This is a genomic window from Acidovorax bellezanensis (assembly GCF_025421555.1).
GTDB classification, from domain to species: Bacteria; Pseudomonadota; Gammaproteobacteria; order Burkholderiales; family Burkholderiaceae_C; genus Comamonas; species Comamonas bellezanensis.
This window is the reverse complement of sequence record NZ_JAODYH010000017.1, coordinates 224,166-247,539: the sequence shown is the minus strand read 5'-3', so window position 1 is coordinate 247,539 and position 23,374 is coordinate 224,166. Positions and strand designations below refer to the sequence as shown.

The 23,374-nt window shown below is 64.4% G+C and carries 30 protein-coding genes; 2 read left to right on the top strand and 28 right to left on the bottom strand.

Translation table 11 applies throughout. From position 1 onward, the window contains the following. Positions 1-3 precede the first annotated feature (3 nt). Positions 4-600, bottom strand: coding sequence for a ubiquinol-cytochrome c reductase iron-sulfur subunit (gene petA, locus N0K08_RS22175; RefSeq protein ID WP_261502602.1), 597 nt, complete (start codon positions 598-600; stop codon positions 4-6). A gap of 158 nt (positions 601-758) precedes the next feature. Here petA and mscL point away from each other — a divergent pair, with 158 nt between their 5' ends. Then, positions 759-1,190, top strand: coding sequence for a large conductance mechanosensitive channel protein MscL (gene mscL, locus N0K08_RS22170; protein WP_261502601.1), 432 nt, complete (start codon positions 759-761; stop codon positions 1,188-1,190). Between the two features lie 138 nt (positions 1,191-1,328). On the opposite strand, the gene pdxA is transcribed toward mscL, so the two are convergent. From pdxA to N0K08_RS22155, 3 genes are all read right to left on the bottom strand, one after another. After that, the gene (gene pdxA, locus N0K08_RS22165; RefSeq protein ID WP_261502719.1) at positions 1,329-2,378 is read right to left on the bottom strand and encodes a 4-hydroxythreonine-4-phosphate dehydrogenase PdxA; all 1,050 of its coding nucleotides are present in this window, start codon (positions 2,376-2,378) and stop codon (positions 1,329-1,331) included. A gap of 184 nt (positions 2,379-2,562) precedes the next feature. Then, complete coding sequence (locus N0K08_RS22160; RefSeq protein WP_261502600.1) at positions 2,563-3,318, bottom strand: Nif3-like dinuclear metal center hexameric protein; 756 nt, start codon at positions 3,316-3,318, stop codon at positions 2,563-2,565. Between the two features lie 200 nt (positions 3,319-3,518). Continuing rightward, positions 3,519-4,853, bottom strand: coding sequence for an MFS transporter (locus N0K08_RS22155; RefSeq protein WP_261502599.1), 1,335 nt, complete (start codon positions 4,851-4,853; stop codon positions 3,519-3,521). A gap of 288 nt (positions 4,854-5,141) precedes the next feature. Between N0K08_RS22155 and N0K08_RS22150 the strand changes: the two genes are divergently transcribed. Then, positions 5,142-6,296, top strand: coding sequence for a trypsin-like peptidase domain-containing protein (locus tag N0K08_RS22150; protein ID WP_261502718.1), 1,155 nt, complete (start codon positions 5,142-5,144; stop codon positions 6,294-6,296). Between the two features lie 83 nt (positions 6,297-6,379). Here N0K08_RS22150 and tatC read toward each other — a convergent pair whose 3' ends face one another. The 24 genes from tatC to N0K08_RS22030 all read right to left on the bottom strand — a co-directional run bounded on the left by tatC (position 6,380) and on the right by N0K08_RS22030 (position 23,302). Continuing rightward, positions 6,380-7,201 carry a twin-arginine translocase subunit TatC gene (gene tatC / locus N0K08_RS22145; RefSeq protein ID WP_261502597.1) on the bottom strand — a complete coding sequence of 274 codons (822 nt, stop codon included), beginning with the start codon at positions 7,199-7,201 and terminating at the stop codon, positions 6,380-6,382. A gap of 168 nt (positions 7,202-7,369) precedes the next feature. After that, positions 7,370-7,855 carry a Sec-independent protein translocase protein TatB gene (gene tatB, locus N0K08_RS22140; protein ID WP_261502596.1) on the bottom strand — a complete coding sequence of 162 codons (486 nt, stop codon included), beginning with the start codon at positions 7,853-7,855 and terminating at the stop codon, positions 7,370-7,372. Between the two features lie 18 nt (positions 7,856-7,873). Continuing rightward, positions 7,874-8,119 (bottom strand): Sec-independent protein translocase subunit TatA, encoded by a 246-nt coding sequence (gene tatA / locus N0K08_RS22135; RefSeq protein ID WP_261502595.1) that lies wholly within the window; start codon positions 8,117-8,119, stop codon positions 7,874-7,876. A 238-nt stretch (positions 8,120-8,357) separates the two neighbouring features. Next, the gene (locus N0K08_RS22130) at positions 8,358-8,714 is read right to left on the bottom strand and encodes a histidine triad nucleotide-binding protein (protein WP_261502594.1); all 357 of its coding nucleotides are present in this window, start codon (positions 8,712-8,714) and stop codon (positions 8,358-8,360) included. A 166-nt stretch (positions 8,715-8,880) separates the two neighbouring features. Continuing rightward, positions 8,881-9,273 (bottom strand): DUF4870 family protein, encoded by a 393-nt coding sequence (locus N0K08_RS22125; protein ID WP_261502593.1) that lies wholly within the window; start codon positions 9,271-9,273, stop codon positions 8,881-8,883. Then, complete coding sequence (locus N0K08_RS22120; RefSeq protein ID WP_261502592.1) at positions 9,266-9,670, bottom strand: phosphoribosyl-ATP diphosphatase; 405 nt, start codon at positions 9,668-9,670, stop codon at positions 9,266-9,268. The genes N0K08_RS22125 and N0K08_RS22120 overlap by 8 nt, the downstream gene beginning before the upstream one ends. 6 nt (positions 9,671-9,676) lie before the next feature. Further along, entirely contained in the window at positions 9,677-10,066 is a 390-nt protein-coding gene (hisI, locus tag N0K08_RS22115; RefSeq protein ID WP_261502591.1) for a phosphoribosyl-AMP cyclohydrolase, read from the bottom strand. Positions 10,067-10,071: 5 nt separating this feature from the next. Continuing rightward, complete coding sequence (hisF, locus tag N0K08_RS22110; RefSeq protein ID WP_261502590.1) at positions 10,072-10,872, bottom strand: imidazole glycerol phosphate synthase subunit HisF; 801 nt, start codon at positions 10,870-10,872, stop codon at positions 10,072-10,074. A gap of 33 nt (positions 10,873-10,905) precedes the next feature. Beyond that, the gene (galE, locus tag N0K08_RS22105) at positions 10,906-11,925 is read right to left on the bottom strand and encodes a UDP-glucose 4-epimerase GalE (RefSeq protein WP_261502589.1); all 1,020 of its coding nucleotides are present in this window, start codon (positions 11,923-11,925) and stop codon (positions 10,906-10,908) included. Positions 11,926-11,990: 65 nt separating this feature from the next. Continuing rightward, a complete protein-coding gene (locus tag N0K08_RS22100; RefSeq protein ID WP_261502588.1) occupies positions 11,991-12,851 on the bottom strand; it encodes a D-hexose-6-phosphate mutarotase in 861 nt (286 codons plus the stop codon). Between the two features lies 1 nt (position 12,852). Next, positions 12,853-13,596: a 1-(5-phosphoribosyl)-5-[(5-phosphoribosylamino)methylideneamino]imidazole-4-carboxamide isomerase gene (hisA, locus tag N0K08_RS22095; RefSeq protein WP_261502587.1), complete on the bottom strand. Its 744-nt coding sequence runs from the start codon at positions 13,594-13,596 to the stop codon at positions 12,853-12,855. A gap of 54 nt (positions 13,597-13,650) precedes the next feature. After that, a complete protein-coding gene (gene hisH / locus N0K08_RS22090) occupies positions 13,651-14,307 on the bottom strand; it encodes an imidazole glycerol phosphate synthase subunit HisH (RefSeq protein ID WP_261502585.1) in 657 nt (218 codons plus the stop codon). A 46-nt stretch (positions 14,308-14,353) separates the two neighbouring features. Next, positions 14,354-14,980, bottom strand: a complete 627-nt coding sequence (gene hisB, locus N0K08_RS22085; RefSeq protein WP_261502584.1) for an imidazoleglycerol-phosphate dehydratase HisB — start codon at positions 14,978-14,980, stop codon at positions 14,354-14,356. Then, positions 14,977-16,089, bottom strand: a complete 1,113-nt coding sequence (locus tag N0K08_RS22080) for a pyridoxal phosphate-dependent aminotransferase (RefSeq protein ID WP_261502583.1) — start codon at positions 16,087-16,089, stop codon at positions 14,977-14,979. Before N0K08_RS22080 ends, hisB begins: the two co-directional genes overlap by 4 nt. After that, positions 16,086-16,535 carry a PIN domain-containing protein gene (locus N0K08_RS22075; protein WP_261502582.1) on the bottom strand — a complete coding sequence of 150 codons (450 nt, stop codon included), beginning with the start codon at positions 16,533-16,535 and terminating at the stop codon, positions 16,086-16,088. The genes N0K08_RS22080 and N0K08_RS22075 overlap by 4 nt, the downstream gene beginning before the upstream one ends. Continuing rightward, positions 16,532-16,795, bottom strand: coding sequence for a DUF6364 family protein (locus N0K08_RS22070; protein WP_261502581.1), 264 nt, complete (start codon positions 16,793-16,795; stop codon positions 16,532-16,534). Before N0K08_RS22070 ends, N0K08_RS22075 begins: the two co-directional genes overlap by 4 nt. Positions 16,796-16,934: 139 nt before the next feature. Then, positions 16,935-18,248, bottom strand: coding sequence for a histidinol dehydrogenase (gene hisD, locus N0K08_RS22065; RefSeq protein ID WP_261502580.1), 1,314 nt, complete (start codon positions 18,246-18,248; stop codon positions 16,935-16,937). Positions 18,249-18,273: 25 nt separating this feature from the next. Beyond that, complete coding sequence (hisG, locus tag N0K08_RS22060; RefSeq protein ID WP_261502579.1) at positions 18,274-18,918, bottom strand: ATP phosphoribosyltransferase; 645 nt, start codon at positions 18,916-18,918, stop codon at positions 18,274-18,276. Next, positions 18,918-20,180, bottom strand: a complete 1,263-nt coding sequence (gene murA, locus N0K08_RS22055; RefSeq protein ID WP_261502578.1) for a UDP-N-acetylglucosamine 1-carboxyvinyltransferase — start codon at positions 20,178-20,180, stop codon at positions 18,918-18,920. Before murA ends, hisG begins: the two co-directional genes overlap by 1 nt. Before the next feature lie 100 nt (positions 20,181-20,280). After that, on the bottom strand, positions 20,281-20,529 hold the full coding sequence (locus N0K08_RS22050; RefSeq protein WP_261502577.1) for a BolA family protein: 249 nt from the start codon (positions 20,527-20,529) through the stop codon (positions 20,281-20,283). Between the two features lie 96 nt (positions 20,530-20,625). Then, entirely contained in the window at positions 20,626-21,381 is a 756-nt protein-coding gene (locus tag N0K08_RS22045; RefSeq protein ID WP_261502576.1) for an ABC transporter permease, read from the bottom strand. Further along, entirely contained in the window at positions 21,378-22,304 is a 927-nt protein-coding gene (locus N0K08_RS22040) for an ABC transporter ATP-binding protein (RefSeq protein ID WP_261502575.1), read from the bottom strand. Before N0K08_RS22040 ends, N0K08_RS22045 begins: the two co-directional genes overlap by 4 nt. 81 nt (positions 22,305-22,385) lie before the next feature. Continuing rightward, positions 22,386-22,673, bottom strand: a complete 288-nt coding sequence (locus N0K08_RS22035) for an STAS domain-containing protein (protein ID WP_261502574.1) — start codon at positions 22,671-22,673, stop codon at positions 22,386-22,388. Positions 22,674-22,684: 11 nt separating this feature from the next. Then, positions 22,685-23,302 carry an MlaC/ttg2D family ABC transporter substrate-binding protein gene (locus N0K08_RS22030; RefSeq protein WP_261502573.1) on the bottom strand — a complete coding sequence of 206 codons (618 nt, stop codon included), beginning with the start codon at positions 23,300-23,302 and terminating at the stop codon, positions 22,685-22,687. Positions 23,303-23,374: the final 72 nt, after the last annotated feature.

Here is a 23,374-nt window from a genome sequence, read left to right as displayed (position 1 = left end):
CCCTCAGGCCTTGTCTTCACCGATCAGGAGCTTGGTCTCCGACAGGTACTTGTGGGGCGGCACTTCCAGATTGTCCGGCGCGGGCTTGTTCTTGAACACACGGCCGGCCAGATCGAACGTCGAGCCATGGCAGGGGCACAGAAAGCCGCCATGCCAGTCGCTTGGCAGCGAAGGCTGCGGTCCGGCCTGGAATCTGTCGACTGGCGAGCAGCCCAGGTGGGTGCAAATGCCCACGACCACCAGAATTTCCGGCTTGATGGAACGGTGTTCGTTGCGCGCGTAGACCGGCGTCAGTTCCCCGGGCTTGCGCTGGGACTGGGGATCGGCGAGCTGGCCGTCCAGGGAAGGCAACTCTGCCACCTGCTCCGGCGTGCGCTTCATGATCCAGACGGGTTTGCCGCGCCACTCGGCCGTGACTTTCTCACCAGGCTTGAGGGCGGAAATATCCACCTCGACGGGAGCGCCTGCAGCCTTGGCCTTTTCGGACGGCTGGAAGCTGCTCACAAAAGGTACGGCTGTTGCCACGCCGCCCACCGCACCAGCGCAGGCCGACGTGATGATCCACGTCCGCTTGCTGGAGTCGATTGGAGTGTCACTCATGGGGATCCTCGATGTACATCGCTTGATTTGGGGTCAACTACAAATTGTAGCGGAGTGAGTATGGTTATTCCAGGCTGTCGCTCCTGTCGATGTCCGCTGTTGACAGAAGTCAAGCCGGGCCATACTGTTTGCCCAAACCAACTCCAGGAGAACCGCACATGGGCATGATGCAAGAATTCCGCGAATTCGCGATCAAGGGAAACGTGATTGACTTGGCGGTGGGCGTGATCATTGGTGGCGCATTCGGGAAAATCGTCGACTCGGTGGTTTCCGATCTCATCATGCCGGTGGTCGGGCTGGTGTTCGGCAAGCTCGATTTCTCCAACCTGTTCCTGGTGCTGGGCTCCGTGCCCACTGGCACGGCGATGACGCTGGATGCACTGCGCAAGGCCGGCGTGCCGGTCCTGGCCTATGGCAACTTCATCACGGTGGCGGTCAACTTCCTGATCCTGGCCTTCATCATTTTCCTGATGATCAAACAGATCAACCGCCTCAAGCGCAGCGCCCCACCGGCCCCCGCTCCTGCAACGCCCGAAGACATCGTGCTGCTGCGTGAGATCCGGGATAGCTTGGCTCGTAACACCCCCTGAGCGGCTGACGCCGGATGGCCGGCCCCCGCTTCCCCCTCTCATCCTTCGGTGGAGGGGGGCGACACCATCGCTGCGGGGCGGCCCTTGCTCGGTGTCCCCTTGTTGGGCCGCGCCAGTGGCATAGGGCGCGCCTTCTTTTCAGCCCGCAAGCTGGCGTGCCATGCGCACTGCTTCGATCAGGCTGGACGCGTCGGCCAGGCCCTTGCCGGCGATATCGAATGCCGTTCCGTGGTCCGGGCTGGTGCGCACCAGCGGCAGGCCCAGCGTCACGTTGACGCCCTTCTCCACGCCCAGGTACTTGACCGGGATCAGCCCTTGGTCGTGGTACATGGCCAGCACCACATCGAACTCGCCGGGGTGACCCGGCGCGTTGCGTGCACGCATGAACACCGTGTCGGGCGCGAACGGCCCGTGCACGTCCATGCCCAGCGCGCGCGCGGCTTCGATCGCGGGCACGATGGTCTCGATTTCTTCCCGGCCAAAACGCCCGCCCTCGCCCGCATGCGGGTTGAGCCCGGCCACCGCAATGCGCGGCGCGCGGCCCAGCGTACGCGTGAGCGCCGCGTGGGTGATGCGCAGCGTCTCGAGAATCTGCGGCTGGGTCACGGCGTCCAGCGCATCACGCAACGCGACATGGATGCTCACCAGCACCGTGCGCAACTCGTCATTGGCCAGCATCATGCGCACCGGCATGTCGGCCAGCGCCACACCCGCGTGCTGCGCGGCCGCGGCCTGCAGCAGTTCGGTATGACCGGGGAAATCCACCCCGGCCAGCGCCAGCGCCTCCTTGTGCAGGGGCGCCGTCACCAGGGCCGCAATGCGCCCTTGCAAGGCCGCTTCGGCCGCCCACTCCACGCAGCGCGCCGCGGCCTCGCCGGCCTGGCGCGAAATCTGGCCCCAGGGCGCAGGCCCCGGCAGACCGGCCAGCGGCAGCACCGGCAGGCAGCGCGCAGGCACGGACCAGGCGTCATCCGGGTTTGCGATCACCGCCACAGGCAGCGAACTGTCTCCATTGCGCAACACTGCATCGCTTGCACGGCGCATGGTGGCCACTTCGCCCACGGCAAAACAGCCGCGCAAAACCTCGGGCGCATCACGAAAGGCCTTGGCGATGGTTTCCGGGCCTATGCCGGCGCAGTCGCCCTGAGTGATGGCGATGGCGCGACCGGGTGGATTCAGATCAGAAATGGCAGACACAAAAGACTCCAAAAACAGTATTCCACCGTATCTCGCAACGCCCACGGCCTACGAAACTGGCGTGCTCCCGTTCAGGGGCAACGAGCAAGCGCCGTCGCGCAGCGAGGTTGCCGTCCCCCTCCACCGAAGGTTGAGAGGGGGAAGCCGCGTCAGCGGCTCAGGGGGTGCTTCTTTTTTATGCGGGGTTGTCGATCTCAACGAAGACATGGTCCAGTCCATGCGCTGCCGCGACATGGGCCGCGACCGCGGGGGCGCCATAGCGCTCGGTCGCATGGTGACCGGCAGCGATGAAGGCCACGCCCGTTTCACGCGACAAATGGGCCTGGGGCTCGGAAATCTCGCCCGTGAGGAACAGATCGGCGCCCGCGGCAATGGCCGACTCGAAGTAGCTCTGGGCCCCGCCCGTGCACCAGGCCAGCTGGCGAATGGGCCGGCCGTCGCCGGGCAGACAGGTCACCGTCCGACCCAGCACCTGTTGCACATGGGAGGCCAGGTCTTCGGCGCTGGACTCGGGGCCCGGCGCCATTCCCAGCCAGCCCAGCTCCTGCTCGCCAAAACGTCCTTGCGCTTCCCAGCCCAGCCGCAGGCCCAGTTGGGCGTTGTTGCCCAGCTCGGGATGGGCGTCGAGCGGCAGGTGGTAGGCGAACAGATTGATGTCGTGGGCCAGCAGCAGGCGCAGACGCTCTTTCATCCAGCCCGTCACCCGCCCGTCCTGACCGCGCCAGAACAGGCCGTGGTGCACGAAGATGGCGTCGGCCCGCAGGTCGATCGCCGCCTCGATCAGCGCACGGCTGGCCGTGACGCCGCTGACCAACCGGGTGATGCGGGGCTTGCCTTCCACCTGCAAGCCGTTGGGCCCGTAGTCTTTGAAGCGTTGGGGCTGCAGCAAGTCGTCCAGACTGCCCAGCAGGTCTTGTCGCGAGATGGTCATACTCCGATTGTCTCAGCCCATCCGCCCTTCATGCAAAAAAACCGCCATGCAGGCCCAAAACCACGACAGTGATTCATTCCACGTGCGCGGCCCACGCAACTGGCGCGCCCCAGCAAGGGGGCAGCGAGGAAGGGCCGCCCCGCACCGAGGCTGCCGCCCCCCTCCACCGCAGGATGAGAGGGGGGAGCCGCGTCAGCGGCTCAGGGGGTGCTTAAATTCCGTGCCTTCCAGCCCTTGGAGGCCAGCGGCCAGAAAGCCAATGCGACGCCCAGAATGCCCATCGCCCCCACGTAATGGGCCGGGAACAAATGGTCGTACTGCTGGCCGACGCTGATCAGCACCGGCGTGAGGCCGCCGAACACCGCATAGGCCATGTTGTAGGAAAAGGACAGGCCCGAGAAGCGCACGGCGGGCGGGAAGGCCCGCACACTGACGATGGGCAGCAGCGAAATCGAACCGACGAAGAATCCCACCAGCGCATAGGTCACCACGAGGGACTCGGGCGAGCCCGGCAGACCCAGGTAGAACAGGTAGGAGGTCACCGCCATGCCACCCCAGCCGATGATCATCACGGCCTTGGTGCCGATGCGGTCCGTGGCCCAGCCCGTGACCAGGCAGCCGATCGTCAGCATCAGCGTTGCGGCCACGTTCGCCTGCAGCGACAAGGCGGCGGGGATATGGAACACCTTCTGCAAATAAGCCGGCGTGAACAGAATCACCACCACGATGGCCGTGGACAGCACCCAGGTCATCAAGGCCACCAGCACGATGGCGGGGCGGTGGTCACGCAAAATGGTCTTCAACGGCAGCTCGCGGGCAACGCTCTTGCGCGCGGCCATCTCCTTGAAGATGGGAGTTTCCTCGAGAAAGCGGCGCAGGTAGACCGAGACCATGCCGAACACGCCGCCCAGGATGAAGGGAATGCGCCAGGCATAGGCATTGATTTCGCTGGTGCTGAACCAGCTGTTGATGCCCACGGCGATCAGCGAGCCCAGCAGGATGCCGCCGGTGATGCCCGAAGTCAGCGTGCCGACGGCCAGACCGTAATGCTTTTGCGGCACATGCTCGGCCACGAAGACCCAGGCGCCCGGCATTTCACCGCCGATGGCCGCGCCCTGCAGCACACGCATCGCCAGCAGCAGCAATGGCGCGGCAATGCCTATCGCCTCATAGGTGGGCAGCAGGCCGATCACCAAGGTCGGCAGGGACATCAGGAAAATGGACAGCGTGAACATCTTCTTGCGGCCCAGGATGTCACCGTAGTGGGCAATGATGATGCCGCCCAGGGGGCGTGCCAGGTAGCCGGCGGCGAAAATGCCCAGGGTCTGCAGCTGGCGCAGCCATTCCGGCATTTGCTCGGGAAAGAACAGGCGTCCCAGCACATTGGCGAAGAAAATGTAGACGACGAAGTCGTAGAACTCCAGCGTGCCGCCGAGTGCGGACAGGCCCAGCGTCTTGTAATCTTTTTTCGTCAAGGGACGGGCAGGCGCACCGGCGGGAATCGCCTTGCCGGTGGAGTAGTCAAGCGTAGTCATGGTGTTCGCAAAAAAAGTGTCAACAACAAGACAGCGCGGGTACCGCCCCCCCGGTCAGGTGGGCGGCAACCGGTTCTTCCAATGCCTGGGTGAGGAAAGAATGCCTGGGGCTCCGGGCAGATGGGCCGGAACGCCAGTGAACACAGAATGGCGCAGTCGAAGCCCATTCTAGGGTTTCCACTTATCCAATGTGGTCAACCTCACTACTCGTGCTTGAGTCAAGACCATTTGCACCCGCCAGGGCTTGCAGCACAATGACAGCTTCTTTGACCACCCGTGATGGACTTCATGAAGCGCTTCTGGCTCTTGTTTTCCCAAGCCGTGACCATCCTGGTCGCCGCCTACTTCGTTGTCGCCACCCTGCAGCCTGACTGGTTGCATGGCGGAATGACCCGCTCGCGTGCAGGCGTGGCTTTGCTCGAGGCCCCGTCCACTCCCGCCGGCGTACCCGCTCCTGGCAGCCTCAGCGCGGCCGCGCGCAAGGCGGCACCGGCCGTGGTGAGCATCAACACCAGCAAGGCCGTGCGCCACCCGCGCAGCAACGACCCCTGGTTCCAGTTCTTCTTCGGCGAACAGGGCCCCCAGGAGCAGACCGGTCTGGGCAGCGGCGTGATCATCAGCCCCGACGGCTACATCCTGACCAACAACCATGTGGTCGAAGGCGCGGATGACATCGAAGTCACGCTCGCCGACAACCGCCAGGCCAAGGCCCGCGTGATCGGCACCGACCCGGAAAGCGATCTGGCCGTGCTCAAGATCGCGCTCGACAAGCTGCCCGTGATCGTGCTGGGAAATTCCGACCAGCTCGTCGTGGGCGACCAGGTGCTGGCCATCGGCAACCCCTTTGGCGTAGGCCAGACCGTGACCAGCGGCATCGTCAGCGCCCTGGGCCGCAGCCAGCTGGGCATCAACACCTTCGAGAACTTCATCCAGACCGACGCAGCCATCAACCCCGGCAACTCGGGTGGCGCCCTGGTCGATGTCTACGGCAATCTGCAAGGCATCAATACCGCCATCTACTCGCGCTCGGGCGGCAGCATGGGCATTGGCTTCGCGATTCCGGTGTCGACGGCCAAGATGGTGCTCGACAGCATCGTCAAGCAAGGCCACGTGACACGCGGCTGGATAGGCGTCGAGCCCAATGAACTCTCGCCCGAACTGGCCGAGACTTTCGGCGTCAAGGGCGCAACCGGCGGCGTGATCGTCACCGGCGTGCTGCAGGCCGGCCCCGCGGCCCAGGCAGGCATGCGCCCCGGCGATGTGATCGTGCAGGTCACCGACAAGCCCGTGCGCAATGTGGCGGAACTGCTGTCCACCGTGGCCAGCCTGACTCCCGGCACCGCCGCCGATTTCCAGCTGCGCCGCGGTGACACGGAGCTCACCATCAAGGTCACTCCTGCCGTGCGCCCCGCCCAGCCCAAGCGCGAAGAGCAGCGCCGCTGAGCCATCGGCTGACAACGAAAAAGCGGCCCATGCGGGCCGCTTTTTTCATGTCCAATGCCCACCGCTGCGGGGGCTGGAACAGCTTACTTGTTCGAGTTGTCTGCCGAGGCCGCCGACTTCTCGGCTTCTTCTTCCTCGCTGTCCGGCGAGCGGGACACGCGGCTGAACCAGCCCGCGCCCAGAATGCCCACTTCATACAAGATGCACATGGGAATGGCCAGCGCCAGCTGTGAAATCACATCCGGAGGCGTAACCACGGCCGCGATGATGAAGGCCACCACCACGAAATAGCCGCGAAACGCCTTGAGCTTTTCGATTTCGACCAGCTTGAAGCGCACCAGCAGCATGACCACGATGGGCACCTGGAAGGCTAGGCCAAACGCCAGGTACAGCGACAGGATGGCTTCCACATACGAAGCAATGTCCGGAGTCGCGGCCACGCTGGCGGGCGTGAACCCCTGGATGAAGGCGAACATCTTGTCGAGCACGAAAAACTGCACGAAAGCGATGCCGAGGTAGGCCAGCAGGCTGCCGAACATGATCAGCGGCAGGGCAAAACGCTTTTCATGGCTGTACAGGCCGGGCGACACGAAGGCCCACATCTGGTACATGATCCAGGGCAGCACGGCCAGCACACCGACCATGCCCAGCACCTTGATAGGCACGAAGAACGGGGTGAACACGCCGACCGCGATCAGCTTCGCATTCGGCGGCATGTGCGCCTTGATCGGCATGGCGATGAAATCGATCAGGCCGTTCGGGCCTGGCCACACCGCCAAGATGGCCACGGCCAGGGCGATTCCGTAAATGCAATAGAGCAGTCGGTTGCGCAACTCCAGCAGGTGCTGCACAAAAGGCTGCTCGGTGCCGGCCAGCTCGTCGTCTTTGGATGGGATGTCTGACATGGTGGAGATAGCGGGCCGTCAAGCCCTGACACACTTTCGGGAAGACCAGTAAAAAAGCACGCGCCACGAACTGCGCGCCGAAGCCTGAATCCAGGCGTTCGGCGCATGCCGTTCGCAACGCCTCGCCAGCGCTGTTGCCTCACCCCACGCGCCCTGCGGCAGCGCAGGTCAGCGGAATTTCTGCGGACGAAAGCGCGCTACGCGGGCCGCACCGGATTGTGCCTTGCTGCGCACGCCTGCGCGGGCCTTGTACCACTGGGGCACGGCCGCGCGCTTGAGGCGCCAGTTCTTGCGCGGGTGCGCATAGGCCGGCACCACGCCGCTGGCGGACTCGTAAGAGGATGCGTAGCTGCCTGAGGACGAATCCAGTGCATCGCCCGTCGCGTTGTGCCAGTCCTTTTCGAAGTCGCTGGCACTGGTGTGAATGGTTTGCTCGACGTCGCGCGCAGCCCCTTCCACCGTTTCCTTCATCTTCTTGAGCTCGTCGAGCTCCATAGAGCGGTTGACTTCGGATTTCACATCGGCGACGTAACGCTGGGCCTTGCCCAGCAAGGTCCCCACGGTACGCGCCACGCGTGGCAGCTTTTCCGGCCCGATGACAATCAATGCCACCGCGCCGATCAGCGCCATCTTGGACAGGCCAATATCAATCATGCAAGCAGCAACAAGTGATTAGCTTTTTTGCTTGGCTTCCACGTCGATCGTGGTCTTTTCAGCCGATTGCTGGTTCGCAACCTGGCCGGGAGCGGCCGTCGTGTCAGATGCTGCCGCATCCGCGCCGCCGTCCTTGACGCCGTCCTTGAAACCCTTCACCGCGCCGCCCAGATCGGAGCCGAGGTTCTTGAGTTTCTTGGTGCCGAACACCATGACAACGATAAGCAGCACGATCAGCCAGTGCCAGATGGAAAAAGAGCCCATGAGTTATCTCCTAACGAATTCAGAACATTTTAGACGGGCGCACGTGAACAGTTGATGAAACGCCCTGTTTGTCATGCGACAAGTATCCGTCATCCCTAGCGCTCGCACCGCTCAAAGCCCACGCAACTGACGTGCCCCAGCTCAGGGGCACCGAGCAAGGGCAGCCCCGCAGCGACGGTGCCGTCCCCCTCCACCGAAGGATGAGAGGGGGAAGCCGCGAAGCGGCTCAGGGGGTGCATTACCCTTTCAACCAGGGGCGTGGGCCGCCCATGACATGCAGGTGCAGATGGTGCACTTCCTGACCGCCTTCGGTGCCGGTATTGACCACCACGCGAAAGCCCCCAGTGGGGTAGGGATTGCAGCCCTGCTCCAGCGCCAGCTTAGGGGCCAGCGCCATCATCCGGCCGATCAGGCCCGCATCCTCGGCCTGCACATGGGCCAGCGATGGAATGTGCTTCTTCGGCAGCATCAGAAAGTGGATGGGCGCGCCTGGGTGGATGTCGTGAAAGGCCAGGACTTCGTCGTCTTCATACACTTTGCGCGAAGGAATCTGGCCGGCAATGATTTTGCAAAAGAGGCAGTCGGGATCGTGCATGTCAGTCAGAGAAAGTTAAAGGTAGAACGAAGCAGAAGGCAGGCGCCTGGAGCTCACCGCCTATGAAACTGGCACGCCCCAAAGCCAGAGACATCGAGCAAGGGCCGCCCCGCAGCGAGGATGTCGTCCCCCGCGGGGGAAAGCCGCGCCAGCGGCACAGGGGGGCTTAAATATCCACGGCCTGGTCCTTGTTCATCGCCACCATGCCGCGCACGATGCGATACAGGAACCAGATGGAAATGATGCCCCAGGCGATCCAGCCGGGAAAAATGAACAGCAGCCACAGCGGTGCCGTGACCAGGTACAGCACCCCGGCCCAGATCACGGTGCGGATGCGCCAGGAAAAGTGGCTGGCCTGCCAGGTGCCGACCGCGTCGGAACGCTTGACCAGGTCGATGATCAGGGCGATCACCAGCAGAGCTATGCTGGGCTGGGCGCTGGGTACGACGGCGGCCACGGCCACGATCAGGTGCAGCACGTAGCTGACCCAGCCCCAGGCCTTGAGGCCGTCCATTTGCTGAGGGTCCAGGGAACGGGATTCGACGATGTCATCACGCATGCGACTCTCCTTCTTGTTGCGAGCGCGCCTGGACTTTGCGCAAGGCCTTCTCTTCCAGCCCGCTGGTGCCTTCGCGGCGCTCGAGTTCGGCCACCACTTGGGCGGGGGTCAAACCGTAGTGGGACAGGGCAATCATCGTATGAAACCAGAGATCGGCCACTTCGTACAGCACTTTGCTGGTATCGCCACCATGGTCGGCGTCCTTGGCCGCCATGACCACTTCCGTGGCTTCTTCGCCGATCTTCTTCAGAAAGGCATCGGGCCCCTTGTGCAGCAGGCGGGCCACATAGCTTTTTTCCGGGTCGCCGCCGTTGACCGTCTTGCGGCTTTCGATCACCGCGGCCAGCCGCGCCAGGGCGCCTTCGCTCGACGCTGCAAAATTTTCAGAAACAGTCATACACATTCACCGGTAAATGGATTCAGGGTCTTTGAGCACCGGATCCACAGGGGTCCAGACGCCGTCCTTGAGCACGCTGTAAAAGCAGCTGTGGCGGCCCGTATGGCAGGCAATGCCGGGATCGTGCCCTTCCTGGGTGATCTTCAGCAGCACCACGTCGTTGTCGCAATCCAGGCGCATTTCATGCACCAGCTGCACATGGCCGGACTCTTCGCCCTTGAACCACAGGCGGTTGCGCGAACGGCTGAAATAGACCGCGCGGCCCAGTTCCGCCGTCTTGGCCAGCGCCTCGCGATTCATCCAGGCAAACATCAGCACGTCGCCCGAACTGCGCTCCTGCGCAATCACCGGCACCAGGCCTTGCGCGTCCCATTTCACTTCATCAAGCCAGTTCATAGTGTTTAGATCCGTACAGGGATGCCGCGTTCGGCCATGCGCTGCTTGGCCTGGCCCACGGTGAATTCGCCATAGTGAAAAATGCTGGCCGCGAGCACGGCATCGGCGCCGCCTTGCTGCACGCCATCGGCCAGGTGGTCAAGATTGCCCACGCCGCCCGATGCGATCACGGGCACGCTGACGGCATCGCTGACGGCACGCGTGAGCGCCAGATCGAAGCCCGACTTGGTGCCGTCGCGGTCCATGCTGGTCAGCAGGATTTCGCCCGCGCCGCGCCGCGCCATCTCGCTGGCCCACTGCACGACATCCAGGCCGGTGTTCTTGCGTCCGCCGTGGCTGTACACATCCCAGCCCGGCCCCATGGGCAGGCCGTCGGCGCCCGGGCGCTGCTCGCCTTCGAGCGTGCGGCGCTTGGCATCGATGGCCACCACGATGCACTGGGCACCGTATTTCTGCGAAGCCGCATTGATGACGTCGGGATTGGCCAGCGCCGCCGAGTTGAAGCTGGTCTTGTCGGCGCCGGCGTTGAGCAGTCGGCGCACGTCGTCCACGGTGCGCACTCCGCCGCCCACGGTGAGGGGAATGAACACCTGGCTGGCAACAGCTTCGATGATGGGCAGGATCAGGTCCCGGCCATCGCTGGTCGCCGTGATGTCGAGGAAGGTGAGCTCGTCGGCCCCCTGGCCGTTGTAGCGCGCGGCGATTTCCACCGGATCGCCGGCGTCACGCAGTTCGACAAAATTGACACCCTTGACGACGCGGCCTCCGGTCACGTCAAGGCAGGGAATGATGCGTTTGGCAAGCATGGCGCTGGGTCTCACAAAGCTGAAAAAGAAAATCTAGGCGCAGGCGGCCTGACGGCGGGCTTCGCCGTCCTGCCAGCGCCAGGCGTCAAGACACATGCGGTCCAGGTCCAGTTCGGCACGCCAGCCCAGCAACTGCTCGGCACTGGACGGATCGGCCCAGTACGCGGCCAGATCGCCGGGGCGGCGCGCCACCACTTCATAGGGAATCGGCCGACCGCAGGCCCGGGCAAAGCTGGCGACCATTTCCAGCACCGAGGCCGGACGACCCGAGCCCAGGTTCACGGTCAGCAAGCCCGTGTGCTGGCGCAGGTAGTTGAGCGCCGCGACGTGGCCCTTGGCCAGATCGGTGACGTGGATGTAATCGCGCACGCCCGTGCCATCGACTGTAGGGTAGTCGTTGCCGAAGACGCGCAGTTGCGCGCGCTGGCCCGTCGCCACCTGGGCCACGAAGGGCATCAGATTGTTGGGCACATCCTGCGGGTCTTCGCCGATCAGGCCGCTCTCATGGGCGCCCACGGGATTGAAGTAGCGCAGCCGCGCCAGGCGCCAGGCCTGGGGCTCGGAGGCATCCAGGTCGGCCAGCACCTGCTCTATCATCAGCTTGGTCTGGCCGTAGGGGTTGGTGGGCGACAGCGGGAAATGCTCGGCGATGGGCATCACGGCCGATTCCGCATAGACCGTCGCCGATGACGAAAACACCAGCGTGCGGACATTCGCCCGCTGCATGGCCTGCAACAGCGTCAGCGTACCGGCCACATTGGTGTCGTAATAGGCCAGCGGCTTGGCCACGGACTCGCCCACGGCTTTCAATGCGGCGAAATGGATCACCGCATCGATGGGATATTTGGCAAACAGCCGGTCCAGCAAGGCGCCATCGCGCACATCGCCTTCTTCGCACAGCGGCGCCTGGCCGGTGATGCGCTGCAGGCGTTCGAGCACGCTGCGCTGGCTGTTGCTGAAATTGTCCAGAATGACAAAAGCTTCGCCGGCCGCAGCCAGCTCTACGCAGGTATGCGAGCCGATGAAGCCGGTGCCGCCGGTAACAAGAATCACGGAGTTTCCTTTGCTGTTCGCGCAGGCCAGGGCTTGAACCCCAGGCCGCGCAAAAGTCCATTATTTCAGGCTTCGGGGCGCGCGCTGCACTCCAGCCTTTGCGCAGCCTGCCAATGCCCTTGCGGGGCCAGCACCACGGGCGCATCGATGGCCGCAGCTTCCACGCACAGCATATGGGTATGGCCGTCAGACGGCATGTCGGACAGGCGCGCGCACAGCGCAGCACCCGGATTCCAGACCACGGTATCGACCCAGGCCGCATCCTGCGCGATACGCAGCCGCGCCTGGCCGGCTTCGTGCAGCGCCATGGCCTGGGCCGGGCGCGGGTAGACCCGATCGAGCTCAGGGCCAAAGCGCAGCGCAGCTTCTTGCAAGGGATGGGTGTCGGCCACGGCATCCCAGTAGCGCAGGCCTTCCAGGCCGGTCAGAGTGGCCTGGGCTGCGTCGTCGAGCCGCAGATAGCTGTGCAGCGCGGCCGTGAAGGCCAGGGGTGCATCACCGGGGTTGTGCACCGACAGCTGCACCGTCAAGGCGCCAGGCTGCAGCCGCACACTGAGTTCGGCCGCAAACGCATGCGGCCAGACGGCGCGCGTGGCGGCGCTGTCGGTCAGGCCCAGCGTCAGCCGCAGGGCATCGCCCTCGGCCTGCGCATCCGCCGCCTGGGCTTGCCAGGCCAGCGTGCGCGCAAAGCCATGCTTGACCAAGGGGCCGCGCTGATTGAACTGGGGAAAGCACACGGGAATGCCGCCACGGATGGGCGTCGCGCCATCATGGGCCGACTGCGGGCTCAGGAACAGCTGCTCCTGCCCGCCCGCCACCCAGGACAGCACCTGGGCGCCCTGCAGGGCGACCAGCGCCGTGTCGCCGCCGGGCAGGGTCAGCCGAACGGCCGGCAGGCCCTGCCACAAAGCGTCGACAGCCAGCATTTCAGACTCCGGCCAGTTCGTCGGCGCGCGCCTGGGCGGCCGCGAAGTCGAGGTTGCCCGAGTAAATCGCCCGGCCGCAGATCACGCCCTGCACGCCTTCTTTTTCGACGGCGCACAGTTGCTCGATGTCGGCCATGCCCGCCAGACCGCCCGAAGCGATGATGGGAATCGTCAGCGATTGCGCCAGCTTCACGGTGGCATCGATGTTGATGCCCGACAGCATGCCGTCGCGGCCGATGTCGGTATAGATGATGGACTCGACGCCCCAGTCTTCGAAGCGCTTGCCCACGCTCAGCACGTCCTGGCCGGTGAGCTTGCTCCAGCCGTCGATGGCGACCTTGCCGTCCTTGGCATCGAGGCCGACGATGATGTGGCCGGCGAAAGCCGTGCAGGCATCCTGCAGGAAGCCGGGGTTCTTCACCGCGGCCGTGCCGATGATCACGTAGCGCATGCCGGCATCGATATAGCGTTCGATGGTGTCGAGGTCGCGAATGCCGCCACCGATCTGCACCGGAATCACGTCGCCCACTTCCGCCAGGATGGCCTTGATGGCGGCATTGTTCTTGGGCGCACCCGCGAAAGCACCATTGAGGTCAACCAGGTGCAGGCGGCGCGCGCCCGCGTCGACCCACTTGCGGGCCATGGCCGCGGGGTCTTCACCGAAGGTGGTGGATTGGTCCATGTCGCCCTGCTTGAGGCGAACGCAGTGGCCGTCCTTGAGGTCAATGGCGGGAATGAGCTGCATGATGATTGAAAAAGGAAAAAGCGCCGGCGACTCCGGCGGGGAACGGGAACAGAATCAGGGATTCCAGTGCAGGAAATTGCGAAACAGGGCCAGGCCCTGGTCAGCGCTTTTTTCCGGGTGGAACTGGGTCGCAAAAATATTATCGCGCGCGATGGCTGCGGCAAAGCGTCCACCGTAATCGGCTTCGCCCGCGCAATGGAGTGCATTGCGCGGCTGGGCATAAAAGCTGTGCACGAAGTAGAAATAGCTGTCGTCTGGCACGCCCTGCCAGATAGCGTGCGACTGGCTCTGGCGCACACGGTTCCAGCCCATTTGCGGTACCTTGAAGCGGCTGCCATCGGGCTGGGTGCGGCCTTCCAGCTGGAATTTGCGCACTACGCCAGGAATCAGTCCCAGGCCGGGCGTATCGCCTTCTTCGCTGTGGTCCAGCAACATCTGCATGCCCACGCAGACGCCGAACAAGGGCTTGTCGCGCGCGGCTTCGAGCACCGGCTCGCGCAGACCCGAGCTGGCGAGCTCGCGCATGCAGTCGGGCATCGCGCCCTGGCCGGGCAGCACCACGCGGGCCGCGGAACGCACCACGTCCGGGTCGGCCGTGACCACGACCTGCCAGCCCGAGTCTTGCGCCGCGGCCTTGACGGCCTGCGAGACCGAGCGCAGATTGCCCATGCCGTAATCCACCACGGCGACGGTATTTGCTTGCATATTCATAGCTATCGGAAAGGGCTCCCTGCAATTGTGCGGCGAGCCTCTATTCTTACAGAGAGCCCTTGGTCGAGGGAATGGTGGTGGCAGCACGCGGATCAATCTCCACCGCCTGCCGCACGGCGCGGGCAAAGGCCTTGAAGACGGATTCGCACTGGTGGTGGGCATTGAAGCCCTTGAGGTTGTCGATGTGCACGGTGCAACCCGCGTGGTTCACAAAGCCCTGGAAGAATTCATAGACCAGCTGCGTGTCGAGCTGACCGATGCGTCCCGCCGTGAACTTCACGTCCATGTGCAGGCCCGGACGGCCGGAAAAGTCCACCACCACGCGCGACAGGGCTTCGTCCAGCGGCACGTAGACATGGCCGTAGCGGCGCAGGCCCTTCTTGTCGCCCACGGCGCGCGCAAAGGCCTGGCCCAGCGTGATGCCGATGTCTTCCACCGTGTGGTGGCCGTCGATGTGCAGATCGCCTTCGCAATGCACTTCCATGTCGATCAGGCCGTGGCGGGCAATCTGTTCGAGCATGTGGTCCAGAAAACCGATGCCGCTGTGCAGCTTGTTCTGGCCCGTGCCATCGAGGTTGATGCGCACGGTGATGCGGGTCTCGGCCGTGTTGCGGCTGACTTCCGCGATGCGCGGCGCGGCCGCGGAGGTGGAGATGAGAGCAGAAGAGGTCATATCGAAGCTTCCAGTGCAGCAAGCATAAGGGCATTGTCGGCCGTGCTGCCCACGGTCAGACGCAAACATTGGTCCAACAAGGGGTGCATGGCCGAGACATTCTTCACCAGCACGCCGCGCGCCTTCATGCCGGCATGGGCGGCGGCGGCGTCGCGCACGCGGATCAGCACCATATTGGCTTCACTGTCCCAGACTTTTTGCACCCCAGGCAGGCGGCGCAGCGCGGCCAGCAGTTCGGTGCGCGCCGCGCACAGCTCGGCGGCCTGGGCCGCGAACACGTCGGTGTGCTCCAGCGCGAACAGCGCGGCTTCGCAATTGAGCACGCTCACGTTGTAGGGCGGGCGCACCTTGTCGATTTCCTGCACCAGCGCCTTCTGGCCGATCAGATAACCCAGGCGTACGCCGGCCAGGCCGAACTTGCTGAGCGTGCGCATCAGCAGCACATGGGCGTTGCGCTCGGGTTCGGCATGCATGCGGGTAATCCAGCTGCGGCTGGCGAACGGCTGGTAGGCCTCGTCCATCACCACCATGCCGCCCTGGGCGCCCACGGCGTCGATCACGCGCTGCACCACGGCTTCGCCCCACAGCGTGGCCGTAGGGTTGTTGGGATAGGCCAGATAGGTGATGGCCGGACGGTGCTCGGCCAGGGCCGCGAGCATGGCGGCCTCGTCGAGCTGGAAGTCCGCGTCCAGCGACACATTGACGAAATCCAGGCCTTGCAGCTGGGCGCTCATCGGGTACATCACAAAACCCGGCATGGGCGCGAGCAGCTTGGCGCGCTGGCCCGCCTGGGCGCAGGCCAGGGCCAGCAGGGAAATGATTTCATCCGAACCATTGCCCAGCAGAATGGCCGAGCCCGCGGGAGCGCCCGCATAGTCCATCAAGGCCTGCTTCAGGTCTTCAAGCCGCTCGCCCGGGTAGCGGTTCAGCGCCAGCGCGCCCAGACGTGCACCCAGCGCCGTCTGCAGCGCGGGCGGCAGGCTGAACGGGTTTTCCATGGCGTCCATCTTGAGCAGGCCCGTGGCCGGCTGAACGACGTAGGCATGCATGGCGCGCACATCGGCGCGAATGCGCTGCAGCGTGGAAGAAAGATTGGCAGATTCGGTCATGGCTCGAGCCCCTGCTGGACGGGATGAATGATTTGCACGCCGCCAAACTGCGCGCCGTGAGGCAGTTGCAGTGACAGCAAAGTTTCGCAGCCGCTGTGCTGGGCCGCGGCCAGGGCCAGGCAGTCGCCCCAGGCCAGTTGGTGCCGGGCTTCGACAGCCCAGGCGGTCTCGAACGTCGCGGCATCGATTTGCCAGGGCGTCCAGGTCTGGTAGCGGCGCATCGCGGCGCGCGCATCGCCTTGCGGCATGGGCCTTTGGCGCTGCACGGTGACGATTTCGTAGAACTCGGCCAGCACCTGGGAGCTGACGCGCCCCAGGCGCTCGCGCCACAGGCTGTCCAGCCAGACCAGCACCGCGGCCTGCGCCGGATCTGACGTGTCCTCGGCGCTGACCAGCACCGACGTATCGACAAACACCGGCTGGCGCGAAAGATGGAGTCGGCTCATGCGCCCTCTCCCATGGCGGTGGGCGCCGTGCGCGCAAAGCACACGCTGCGCGCCGCATCCTCCGCCGGGCCGGCACCGGGCGCCCAGGTGCGCTCGTCCGTGCGCCAGGCCAGATAGGCGCGCTCGTAGGCGTCTTCACGGCGCTGCATTTCAGCCAGGAAATCGCCCACCATGCGCGATACGCTGGTGCCGCGCCGGGCCGCTTCCACACGTGCCCATTCGAGCACGTTGTCGTCCACAGTGATGGTGACGTTCTTCATGACTGCAGTTTACACGGATTTCGTGTCACACGAACTTCGTGTTGCACGGTTTTCGTGCTCAAAACCCTGTGCACGTAAAAAAAGCCACGGCTTCCTGGAAGACCGTGGCTGGCATTCGCTCTGGCACTCGCCAGAAAAATCAGTCCTTCAAGCGCATCTCAGCGGCTCTCGCATGGCCTTGCAGGCCTTCGCCGTGGGCCAGCACCGAAGCGATCTTGCCCAGCACCTGGGCACCGGCTTCGCTGACTTCGATCAGGCTGGAGCGCTTCTGGAAGTCGTAGACGCCCAGCGGCGAGGAAAACCGCGCCGTGCCGCTGGTGGGCAGCACGTGGTTGGGGCCGGCGCAGTAGTCGCCCAGCGATTCGCTGGTGTAGGCACCGAGGAAAATCGCGCCCGCGTGCTTGAGCAGCGGCTCCCAGCGGTGCGGGTCCTGGCTGGAGACTTCCAAGTGCTCGGGCGCAATCCGGTTGCTGATGGCGCAGGCCTCTTCCATGTCGCGCGTGAGAATCAGCGCGCCACGGTCATTGAGGCTTTTGGCGATGATGGCCGCGCGCGGCATCTCGGGCAGCAGGCGGTCGATTTCGCGCTGCACGGCGTCGAGGTAGTCGGCGTCGGGGCTCAACAAGATGCTTTGCGCCAGCTCGTCGTGCTCGGCCTGGCTGAACAAGTCCATGGCCACCCACTCGGCAGGCGTGCTGCCGTCGGCCAGCACCAGGATTTCCGAAGGGCCGGCAATCATGTCTATGCCCACGGAGCCGAACACGCGCTTCTTGGCGCTGGCCACATAGGCATTGCCCGGGCCGGTAATCTTGTCGACCTTGGGTACGGTCTGCGTGCCATAGGCCAGCGCGGCCACAGCCTGGGCACCGCCAATGGTGAAGGCCCGGTGCACACCGGCGACATAGGCCGCGGCCAGCACCAGTGCGTTCTTGGCGCCCTGGGGCGTGGGCACGACCATGATGATTTCGCCCACACCGGCCACCTGGGCCGGAATCGCGTTCATCAGCACGCTCGACGGATAGGCGGCCTTGCCACCGGGCACGTAAATGCCCACGCGGTCCAGCGGCGTGACTTTCTGCCCCAGCAACGTGCCGTCTTCGTCGCGGTAGCTCCAGCTTTCACCACAGGCCTTCTTTTGCGCTTCGTGGTAGCGGCGCACGCGCTCGGCGGCCGACTGCAGCGCTTCGCGCTGGACATCGGGCAGGCCGTCAAACGCGGCCTTGAGCTCGGCCGCCGTCAACTCCAGCGCCGACAGGCTGTCCGCGGTCAGGCCGTCGAAGCGCTGCGTGTATTCGAGCACGGCGGCATCGCCGCGCTGCTGCACGTCGGCCAGGATGTCGGCCACGCGCTGCTCGATCGCTGCATCGGTATCGGCCGACCAATGCAGGCGGGCCTGGAAGGCAGTTTCAAAATCGGCACTGTCAGTGCGCAAACGGGCGGGCGTGGCTTTCATCTTTTCCAGCTTCAATAGGTAAGGGTCAGGCCTTGGCCTGCGTGGCGCGTGCGAACACGTCGATCAGGCGGCGCAAAGGCACTTGCTTGAGCTTGAGCGCGGCCTGGTTGACCACCAGGTGCGAGCTGATGTCCATGATGCGTTCGACTTCCACCAGGTGGTTGGCCTTGAGCGTATTGCCCGTGGACACCAGGTCGACGATGGCGTCGGCCAGGCCCGTCAGCGGTGCGAGCTCCATGCTGCCGTAGAGCTTGATCATGTCGACGTGCACGCCCTTGCTGGCGAAGAAGTTGCGCGCGATCTCGGTGTACTTGGTCGCGACCTTTAGACGCGAGCCCTGCTTCACGGCCAGTGCATAGTCGAAATCGGCGCGCACGGCGACGCTCACGCGGCACTGGGCAATGCACAGATCCAGCGGCTGGTACAGGCCTTGCGCGCCATGCTCGATCAGCGTGTCCTTGCCGGTCACGCCCAGGTCGGCACCGCCGTACTGCACATAGGTGGGCACATCGGTGGCGCGCACCAGCACCACGCGCAGGTCGGGCTGGTTGGTCGTCAGAATCAGCTTGCGCGATTTTTCCGGGTCTTCCAGCACTTCGATGCCGGCAGCAGCCAACAGCGGCAGGGTTTCTTCAAAAATCCGGCCTTTGGACAGGGCGAGGGTAATCATCAGACTCTTTCAATATCCGCGCCCAGAGCGCGCAGCTTGGCTTCCATGCAGTCGTAGCCGCGGTCGAGGTGGTAGATGCGGTCGACCAGGGTCTCGCCGCTGGCCACCAGTCCGGCAATCACCAGGCTGGCCGAAGCGCGCAGATCGGTCGCCATCACCGTGGCCCCCGACAGTCGCTCCACGCCTTCCACCACCGCCACCTTGCCATCGACCTGGATTTTTGCGCCCAGGCGCACCAGTTCGTTGACATGCATGAAGCGGTTTTCAAAAATCGTTTCCGTCACCGACGCCGCACCCTGGGAAATCACGTTCAGCACCATGAACTGGGCCTGCATGTCGGTGGGAAAGCCCGGGTATTCGGTGGTGCGAAAGCTCTGGCTCTTGAGCCGGCCTTCGGATTGCACGCGCATGCCGCCGTCCACGGCGTCCACCTTGGCACCGGCGTCACGCAGCTTGTCGATCACCGCGCCCAGATGGTCGGCGCGCGCGTGGCGCAGCAACACTTCGCCGCCCGTGGCGGCAACCGCGCACAGGAACGTACCGGCTTCGATACGGTCGGCCACCACCTGGTGGTCGCAGCCATGCAGGCGCTCCACGCCCTGGATGGTGATGCGGCTCGTGCCGTGGCCGCTGATGCGCGCGCCCATCTTGATCAGCATTTCGGCCAGATCGACGATCTCAGGCTCCATGGCCGCGTTTTCCAGCACGGTCTCACCTTCGGCCAGCGCTGCGGCCATCAGGAAGTTCTCGGTACCGGTCACCGTCACCATGTCGGTGGTGATGTGCGCGCCCGAAAGGCGCGTGCGTCCTGCGGCCAACTTGGCGAGCATGTAGCCGTGCTCGACCACGATCTGCGCACCCATGGCCTGCAAGCCCTTGATGTGCTGGTCGACCGGGCGCGAGCCGATGGCGCAACCGCCAGGCAAGGACACCGTGGCTTCGGCAAAACGGGCCAGCAACGGCCCCAGGGCCAGCACCGATGCGCGCATGGTCTTAACCAGCTCGTAAGGGGCTTCGGGCGTGGACAGGCGGCTGGCGTCTATGCGCACCGAGCCGTCGGCCGCATGCTCGACTTCGACGCCCATGTTGCGAATCAGCTTGAGCATGGTCGCCACGTCCTGCAGGCGCGGCACATTGCGCAACACCACAGGCTCGGCCGTCAGCAGCGCTGCGCACAATTCGGGCAGAGCGGCGTTCTTGGCGCCGGAAATCGAGACCTCGCCGTGCAGCGGATGACCGCCGCGAATCAAGAGTTTGTCCATGGCTGGATAGGCCTAAGTAGAAGTTAAAACTGCCTTAAACGAAGGCTGGCCTATCGTTTTCAGCGATCAAGTAAATAGAAAACACGCGCCTGTCGGCGCTTCAGGCCTGACGCGGCTGGTTGGCCCACTCGGCCGGGCTGAAAGTCTTCATCGACAAGGCATGGACCTCGTCGGTATGCATCTTGTTGCCCAGCGTGGCATAGACCCGGCGCTGGCGTTGAACCAGGCGCTGGCCTTCGAATTCGGCCGAGACGATGGTCGCGTACCAGTGGCGTCCGTCGCCTTCGAGCGCCAGGTGCTCGCAGGAAAGACCCGCGCTGATGATGGCTTTGAGTTGGTCGGCAGTCATGTCAGATCTCGCGCAGCGCCGCCATGGCGGCCCGCGTACCCCCCGCCACTGGGGCCGGGGAAAGGTTGCAAACAAAAAGAGTCATCGCAAAGCGACTCAGTGGCGAATCTTGTAGCCGGTGCGCAGCAGGTGCACGGCCAGCGCGCTGACCAGCAGCCAGGCGCTACCGACGATGGCCAGGCTGATCCAGGGCGAGACATCGCTCTGGCCGAAAAAGCCGTAACGGAAACCGTCGATCATGTAGAAGAACGGGTTCAGGTGGCTCACGGTCTGCCAGAACGGCGGCAGCGACTGTATCGAATAGAACACGCCCGACAGGAAAGTCATGGGCATGATGAGGAAATTCTGGAATGCGGCCATCTGGTCGAATTTGTCGGCCCAGAGGCCGGCGATCACGCCCAGCGTGCCCAGCAGGGCTGCGCCCAGCAGCGCGAAGACGACGATCCACACCGGCGCGGCAAAGTCGGGAATGGCGAAGAACAGCGTCACGATGAACACGCCCAGGCCGACCAGCAGTCCGCGCAGCACCGACGAGCCCACGTAGGCCCAGAACCAGGCCCAGTGCGACAGCGGTGTCAGCAGGATGAACACCATCGAGCCCATGATCTTGCTCTGCACGATGCTCGAGGAACTGTTGGCGAACGCGTTCTGCAGCACGCTCATCATGACCAGGCCGGGAATCAGGAACGCGGTGTAGCTGATGCGGTCATAGACCAGCACCCGGCCTTCGAGCACATGGCCGAAAATCAGCAGGTACAGCACGGCTGTGAGCACCGGCGCGGCCACGGTCTGGAAGCTGACCTTCCAGAAGCGCAGCACTTCCTTGTAAAACAGGGTTTGCCAACCTCTCATGCCACGCTCCCAGCGGGTGCCCGGGCTTCGCCCATGACGTTCAAAAACACATCTTCCAGATCGGCACGGCGGATTTCCATGTCTTCGATCACCACGCCTGCTTCACGCAGCGCGGACAGGTAGCGCTCGATGTCGCCGGCGTCCTGCGCGGGCATCTGCACAATGCGTCCCGTGACGCGCGCCGCCGTGCGCAGGTGCTCGGGCAGAAGACTGTTGGTCTTGAACTGCAGCACGTTGGCAGAAGCCGACTTGAGCAGGTCGGACATGCTCGAAAGCTTGACGACTTCGCCCTGCTTGAGCATGGCCACGCGGCTGCACAAGGCTTCGGCTTCTTCGAGGTAATGGGTGGTCAGCAGTACCGTATGGCCCTGCTTGTTGAGCTTGGCGATGAAATGCCACAGCGTCTGGCGCAGTTCCACGTCCACGCCCGCCGTCGGCTCGTCGAGCACGATGATGGGTGGCTTGTGCACCAGCGCCTGTGCCACCAGCACGCGGCGCTTCATGCCGCCGGACAGCTGGCGCATATTGGATTCGGCCTTGTCGGCCAGGCCCAGGCTGTCGAGCAGCTCGTCGATCCAGGCGTCGTTGTGCTTGACGCCAAAATAGCCCGACTGGAAGCGCAGGGCTTCGCGCACGTTGAAGAACGGGTCGAACACCAGTTCCTGCGGCACGATGCCCAGCTTGCGCCGTGCCTGGGCGTAATCCGCCTGGACATCGCTGCCCTGCACCAGCACCTTGCCGCTGTCGGCCCGGGCCAGTCCGGCCAGGATGCTGATCAGCGTCGTCTTGCCCGCCCCGTTGGGCCCCAGCAAGCCAAAGAACTCGCCTTCCGCGATATCCAGACTGACGTCATTGAGGGCCCGGAACGCGCCCTTGGGCGTGTGGTAGGTCTTGGAGATGGATTGGAATGAGACAGCGGGCATGGAGCTTGGCATTTTAAGCCCGGCCCTGCCATGCATGCAGCCTAGGGCCTTGGAGAAAGACCGAAAGCCTGGCGTGGGGTGTCAGACAGACGGTTCGAGCAGCAGCGCCTGCACACCGTACAGCGCGGCCATGGACGTCAGACCTGCGGGCAGGCCCAGCACCACCAGCGACTTGCCGGCAGCCAAAGCCGTGCGCCGGCAGGCCAGCAGCACGGCCAGGGCCGACGAATCGAATTGCGTCAAGGCCGAAGCATCGATGGCGACGCGGGCCTGGTCGCTGGCGCCGACCTGGGTTTCCAACGCCAGCCAGCAGGCCCGCGCCTGGGCGTGGGTCAGCTCGGCGGGCAGGCGCAAAGTGGCAGCTTGCATGGCGCCGCGCCTCAGCCCTTGTTGCGCGTGGCCAGCGCCTGGATCAGGCTGTCGATGCCGCGGGCATTGATTTCCTGGGCGAACTGGCTGCGGTAGGTCTCGACCAGCCACACGCCCAGCACGTTCAGGTTGTAGATCTTCCAGTCGCCATCGGCGGTTTTTTCCAGGCGGTAGTCGAGCTGGATGGGATCGCCCTTGCCCCGCACTTCGGTGCGCACCAGCACGTCCTTGTCACCCGCAGCGGCACGCATGGGCTTGACCACCACGGTCTGGTCGCTGACCTGGGACAGCGCACCCGCATAGGTACGGATCAGCAAGGCCTTGAACTCGGCCTGCAGGCGCTGCTTTTGCTCAGGCGTGGCCTGGCGCCACTGCGGGCCCACGGCGGCCGACGTCATGCGCTGGAAATTCACATGCGGCATGACGGTCTTGTCGACCAGGGTGCCAATTCTTGCCACATCGCCGGTCTTGTACGACTTGTCGTTGCGGATCGTGTCCAGCACATCGGCCGACAGGCGCTTGACCAGTGCGTCGGGCGTTTCCTCAGCGGCCATGGCCGCCATCGGCAGGCCGGCCGACAGCGCCAGCCAAGCAGCGGCAGTGGCCGCCCAGATACGTCGATTCATCATCGTGTTTTCCTTTGTGAAGCGGACAAGGCCTTGCAGGCCTTGCTGCCATCGATTGTCATTGCGCGCTCCGTG

What these genes read in the sequence shown, in the direction of transcription:
- petA (WP_261502602.1), bottom strand. Translation starts at nt 600, where the DNA reads ATGAGTGACACTCCAATCGACTCCAGCAAGCGGACGTGGATCATCACG.
- N0K08_RS22125 (WP_261502593.1), bottom strand. Translation starts at nt 9,273, where the DNA reads ATGCGTGATGACATCGTCGAATCCCGTTCCCTGGACCCTCAGCAAATG.
- N0K08_RS22120 (WP_261502592.1), bottom strand. Translation starts at nt 9,670, where the DNA reads ATGACTGTTTCTGAAAATTTTGCAGCGTCGAGCGAAGGCGCCCTGGCG.
- N0K08_RS22150 (WP_261502718.1), top strand. Translation starts at nt 5,142, where the DNA reads ATGAAGCGCTTCTGGCTCTTGTTTTCCCAAGCCGTGACCATCCTGGTC.
- tatB (WP_261502596.1), bottom strand. Translation starts at nt 7,855, where the DNA reads ATGATTGATATTGGCCTGTCCAAGATGGCGCTGATCGGCGCGGTGGCA.
- N0K08_RS22155 (WP_261502599.1), bottom strand. Translation starts at nt 4,853, where the DNA reads ATGACTACGCTTGACTACTCCACCGGCAAGGCGATTCCCGCCGGTGCG.
- hisI (WP_261502591.1), bottom strand. Translation starts at nt 10,066, where the DNA reads ATGAACTGGCTTGATGAAGTGAAATGGGACGCGCAAGGCCTGGTGCCG.
- hisH (WP_261502585.1), bottom strand. Translation starts at nt 14,307, where the DNA reads ATGAATATGCAAGCAAATACCGTCGCCGTGGTGGATTACGGCATGGGC.
- hisB (WP_261502584.1), bottom strand. Translation starts at nt 14,980, where the DNA reads ATGACCTCTTCTGCTCTCATCTCCACCTCCGCGGCCGCGCCGCGCATC.
- N0K08_RS22050 (WP_261502577.1), bottom strand. Translation starts at nt 20,529, where the DNA reads ATGACTGCCGACCAACTCAAAGCCATCATCAGCGCGGGTCTTTCCTGC.
- N0K08_RS22130 (WP_261502594.1), bottom strand. Translation starts at nt 8,714, where the DNA reads ATGCACGATCCCGACTGCCTCTTTTGCAAAATCATTGCCGGCCAGATT.
- N0K08_RS22040 (WP_261502575.1), bottom strand. Translation starts at nt 22,304, where the DNA reads ATGCCCGCTGTCTCATTCCAATCCATCTCCAAGACCTACCACACGCCC.
- hisD (WP_261502580.1), bottom strand. Translation starts at nt 18,248, where the DNA reads ATGAAAGCCACGCCCGCCCGTTTGCGCACTGACAGTGCCGATTTTGAA.
- N0K08_RS22070 (WP_261502581.1), bottom strand. Translation starts at nt 16,795, where the DNA reads ATGAAGAACGTCACCATCACTGTGGACGACAACGTGCTCGAATGGGCA.
- N0K08_RS22045 (WP_261502576.1), bottom strand. Translation starts at nt 21,381, where the DNA reads ATGAGAGGTTGGCAAACCCTGTTTTACAAGGAAGTGCTGCGCTTCTGG.
- hisG (WP_261502579.1), bottom strand. Translation starts at nt 18,918, where the DNA reads ATGATTACCCTCGCCCTGTCCAAAGGCCGGATTTTTGAAGAAACCCTG.
- murA (WP_261502578.1), bottom strand. Translation starts at nt 20,180, where the DNA reads ATGGACAAACTCTTGATTCGCGGCGGTCATCCGCTGCACGGCGAGGTC.
- N0K08_RS22075 (WP_261502582.1), bottom strand. Translation starts at nt 16,535, where the DNA reads ATGAGCCGACTCCATCTTTCGCGCCAGCCGGTGTTTGTCGATACGTCG.
- N0K08_RS22035 (WP_261502574.1), bottom strand. Translation starts at nt 22,673, where the DNA reads ATGCAAGCTGCCACTTTGCGCCTGCCCGCCGAGCTGACCCACGCCCAG.
- N0K08_RS22100 (WP_261502588.1), bottom strand. Translation starts at nt 12,851, where the DNA reads ATGCTGGCTGTCGACGCTTTGTGGCAGGGCCTGCCGGCCGTTCGGCTG.
- N0K08_RS22080 (WP_261502583.1), bottom strand. Translation starts at nt 16,089, where the DNA reads ATGACCGAATCTGCCAATCTTTCTTCCACGCTGCAGCGCATTCGCGCC.
- tatC (WP_261502597.1), bottom strand. Translation starts at nt 7,201, where the DNA reads ATGTCAGACATCCCATCCAAAGACGACGAGCTGGCCGGCACCGAGCAG.
- N0K08_RS22160 (WP_261502600.1), bottom strand. Translation starts at nt 3,318, where the DNA reads ATGACCATCTCGCGACAAGACCTGCTGGGCAGTCTGGACGACTTGCTG.
- hisF (WP_261502590.1), bottom strand. Translation starts at nt 10,872, where the DNA reads ATGCTTGCCAAACGCATCATTCCCTGCCTTGACGTGACCGGAGGCCGC.
- N0K08_RS22030 (WP_261502573.1), bottom strand. Translation starts at nt 23,302, where the DNA reads ATGATGAATCGACGTATCTGGGCGGCCACTGCCGCTGCTTGGCTGGCG.
- hisA (WP_261502587.1), bottom strand. Translation starts at nt 13,596, where the DNA reads ATGCAGCTCATTCCCGCCATTGACCTCAAGGACGGCCACTGCGTTCGC.
- mscL (WP_261502601.1), top strand. Translation starts at nt 759, where the DNA reads ATGGGCATGATGCAAGAATTCCGCGAATTCGCGATCAAGGGAAACGTG.
- tatA (WP_261502595.1), bottom strand. Translation starts at nt 8,119, where the DNA reads ATGGGCTCTTTTTCCATCTGGCACTGGCTGATCGTGCTGCTTATCGTT.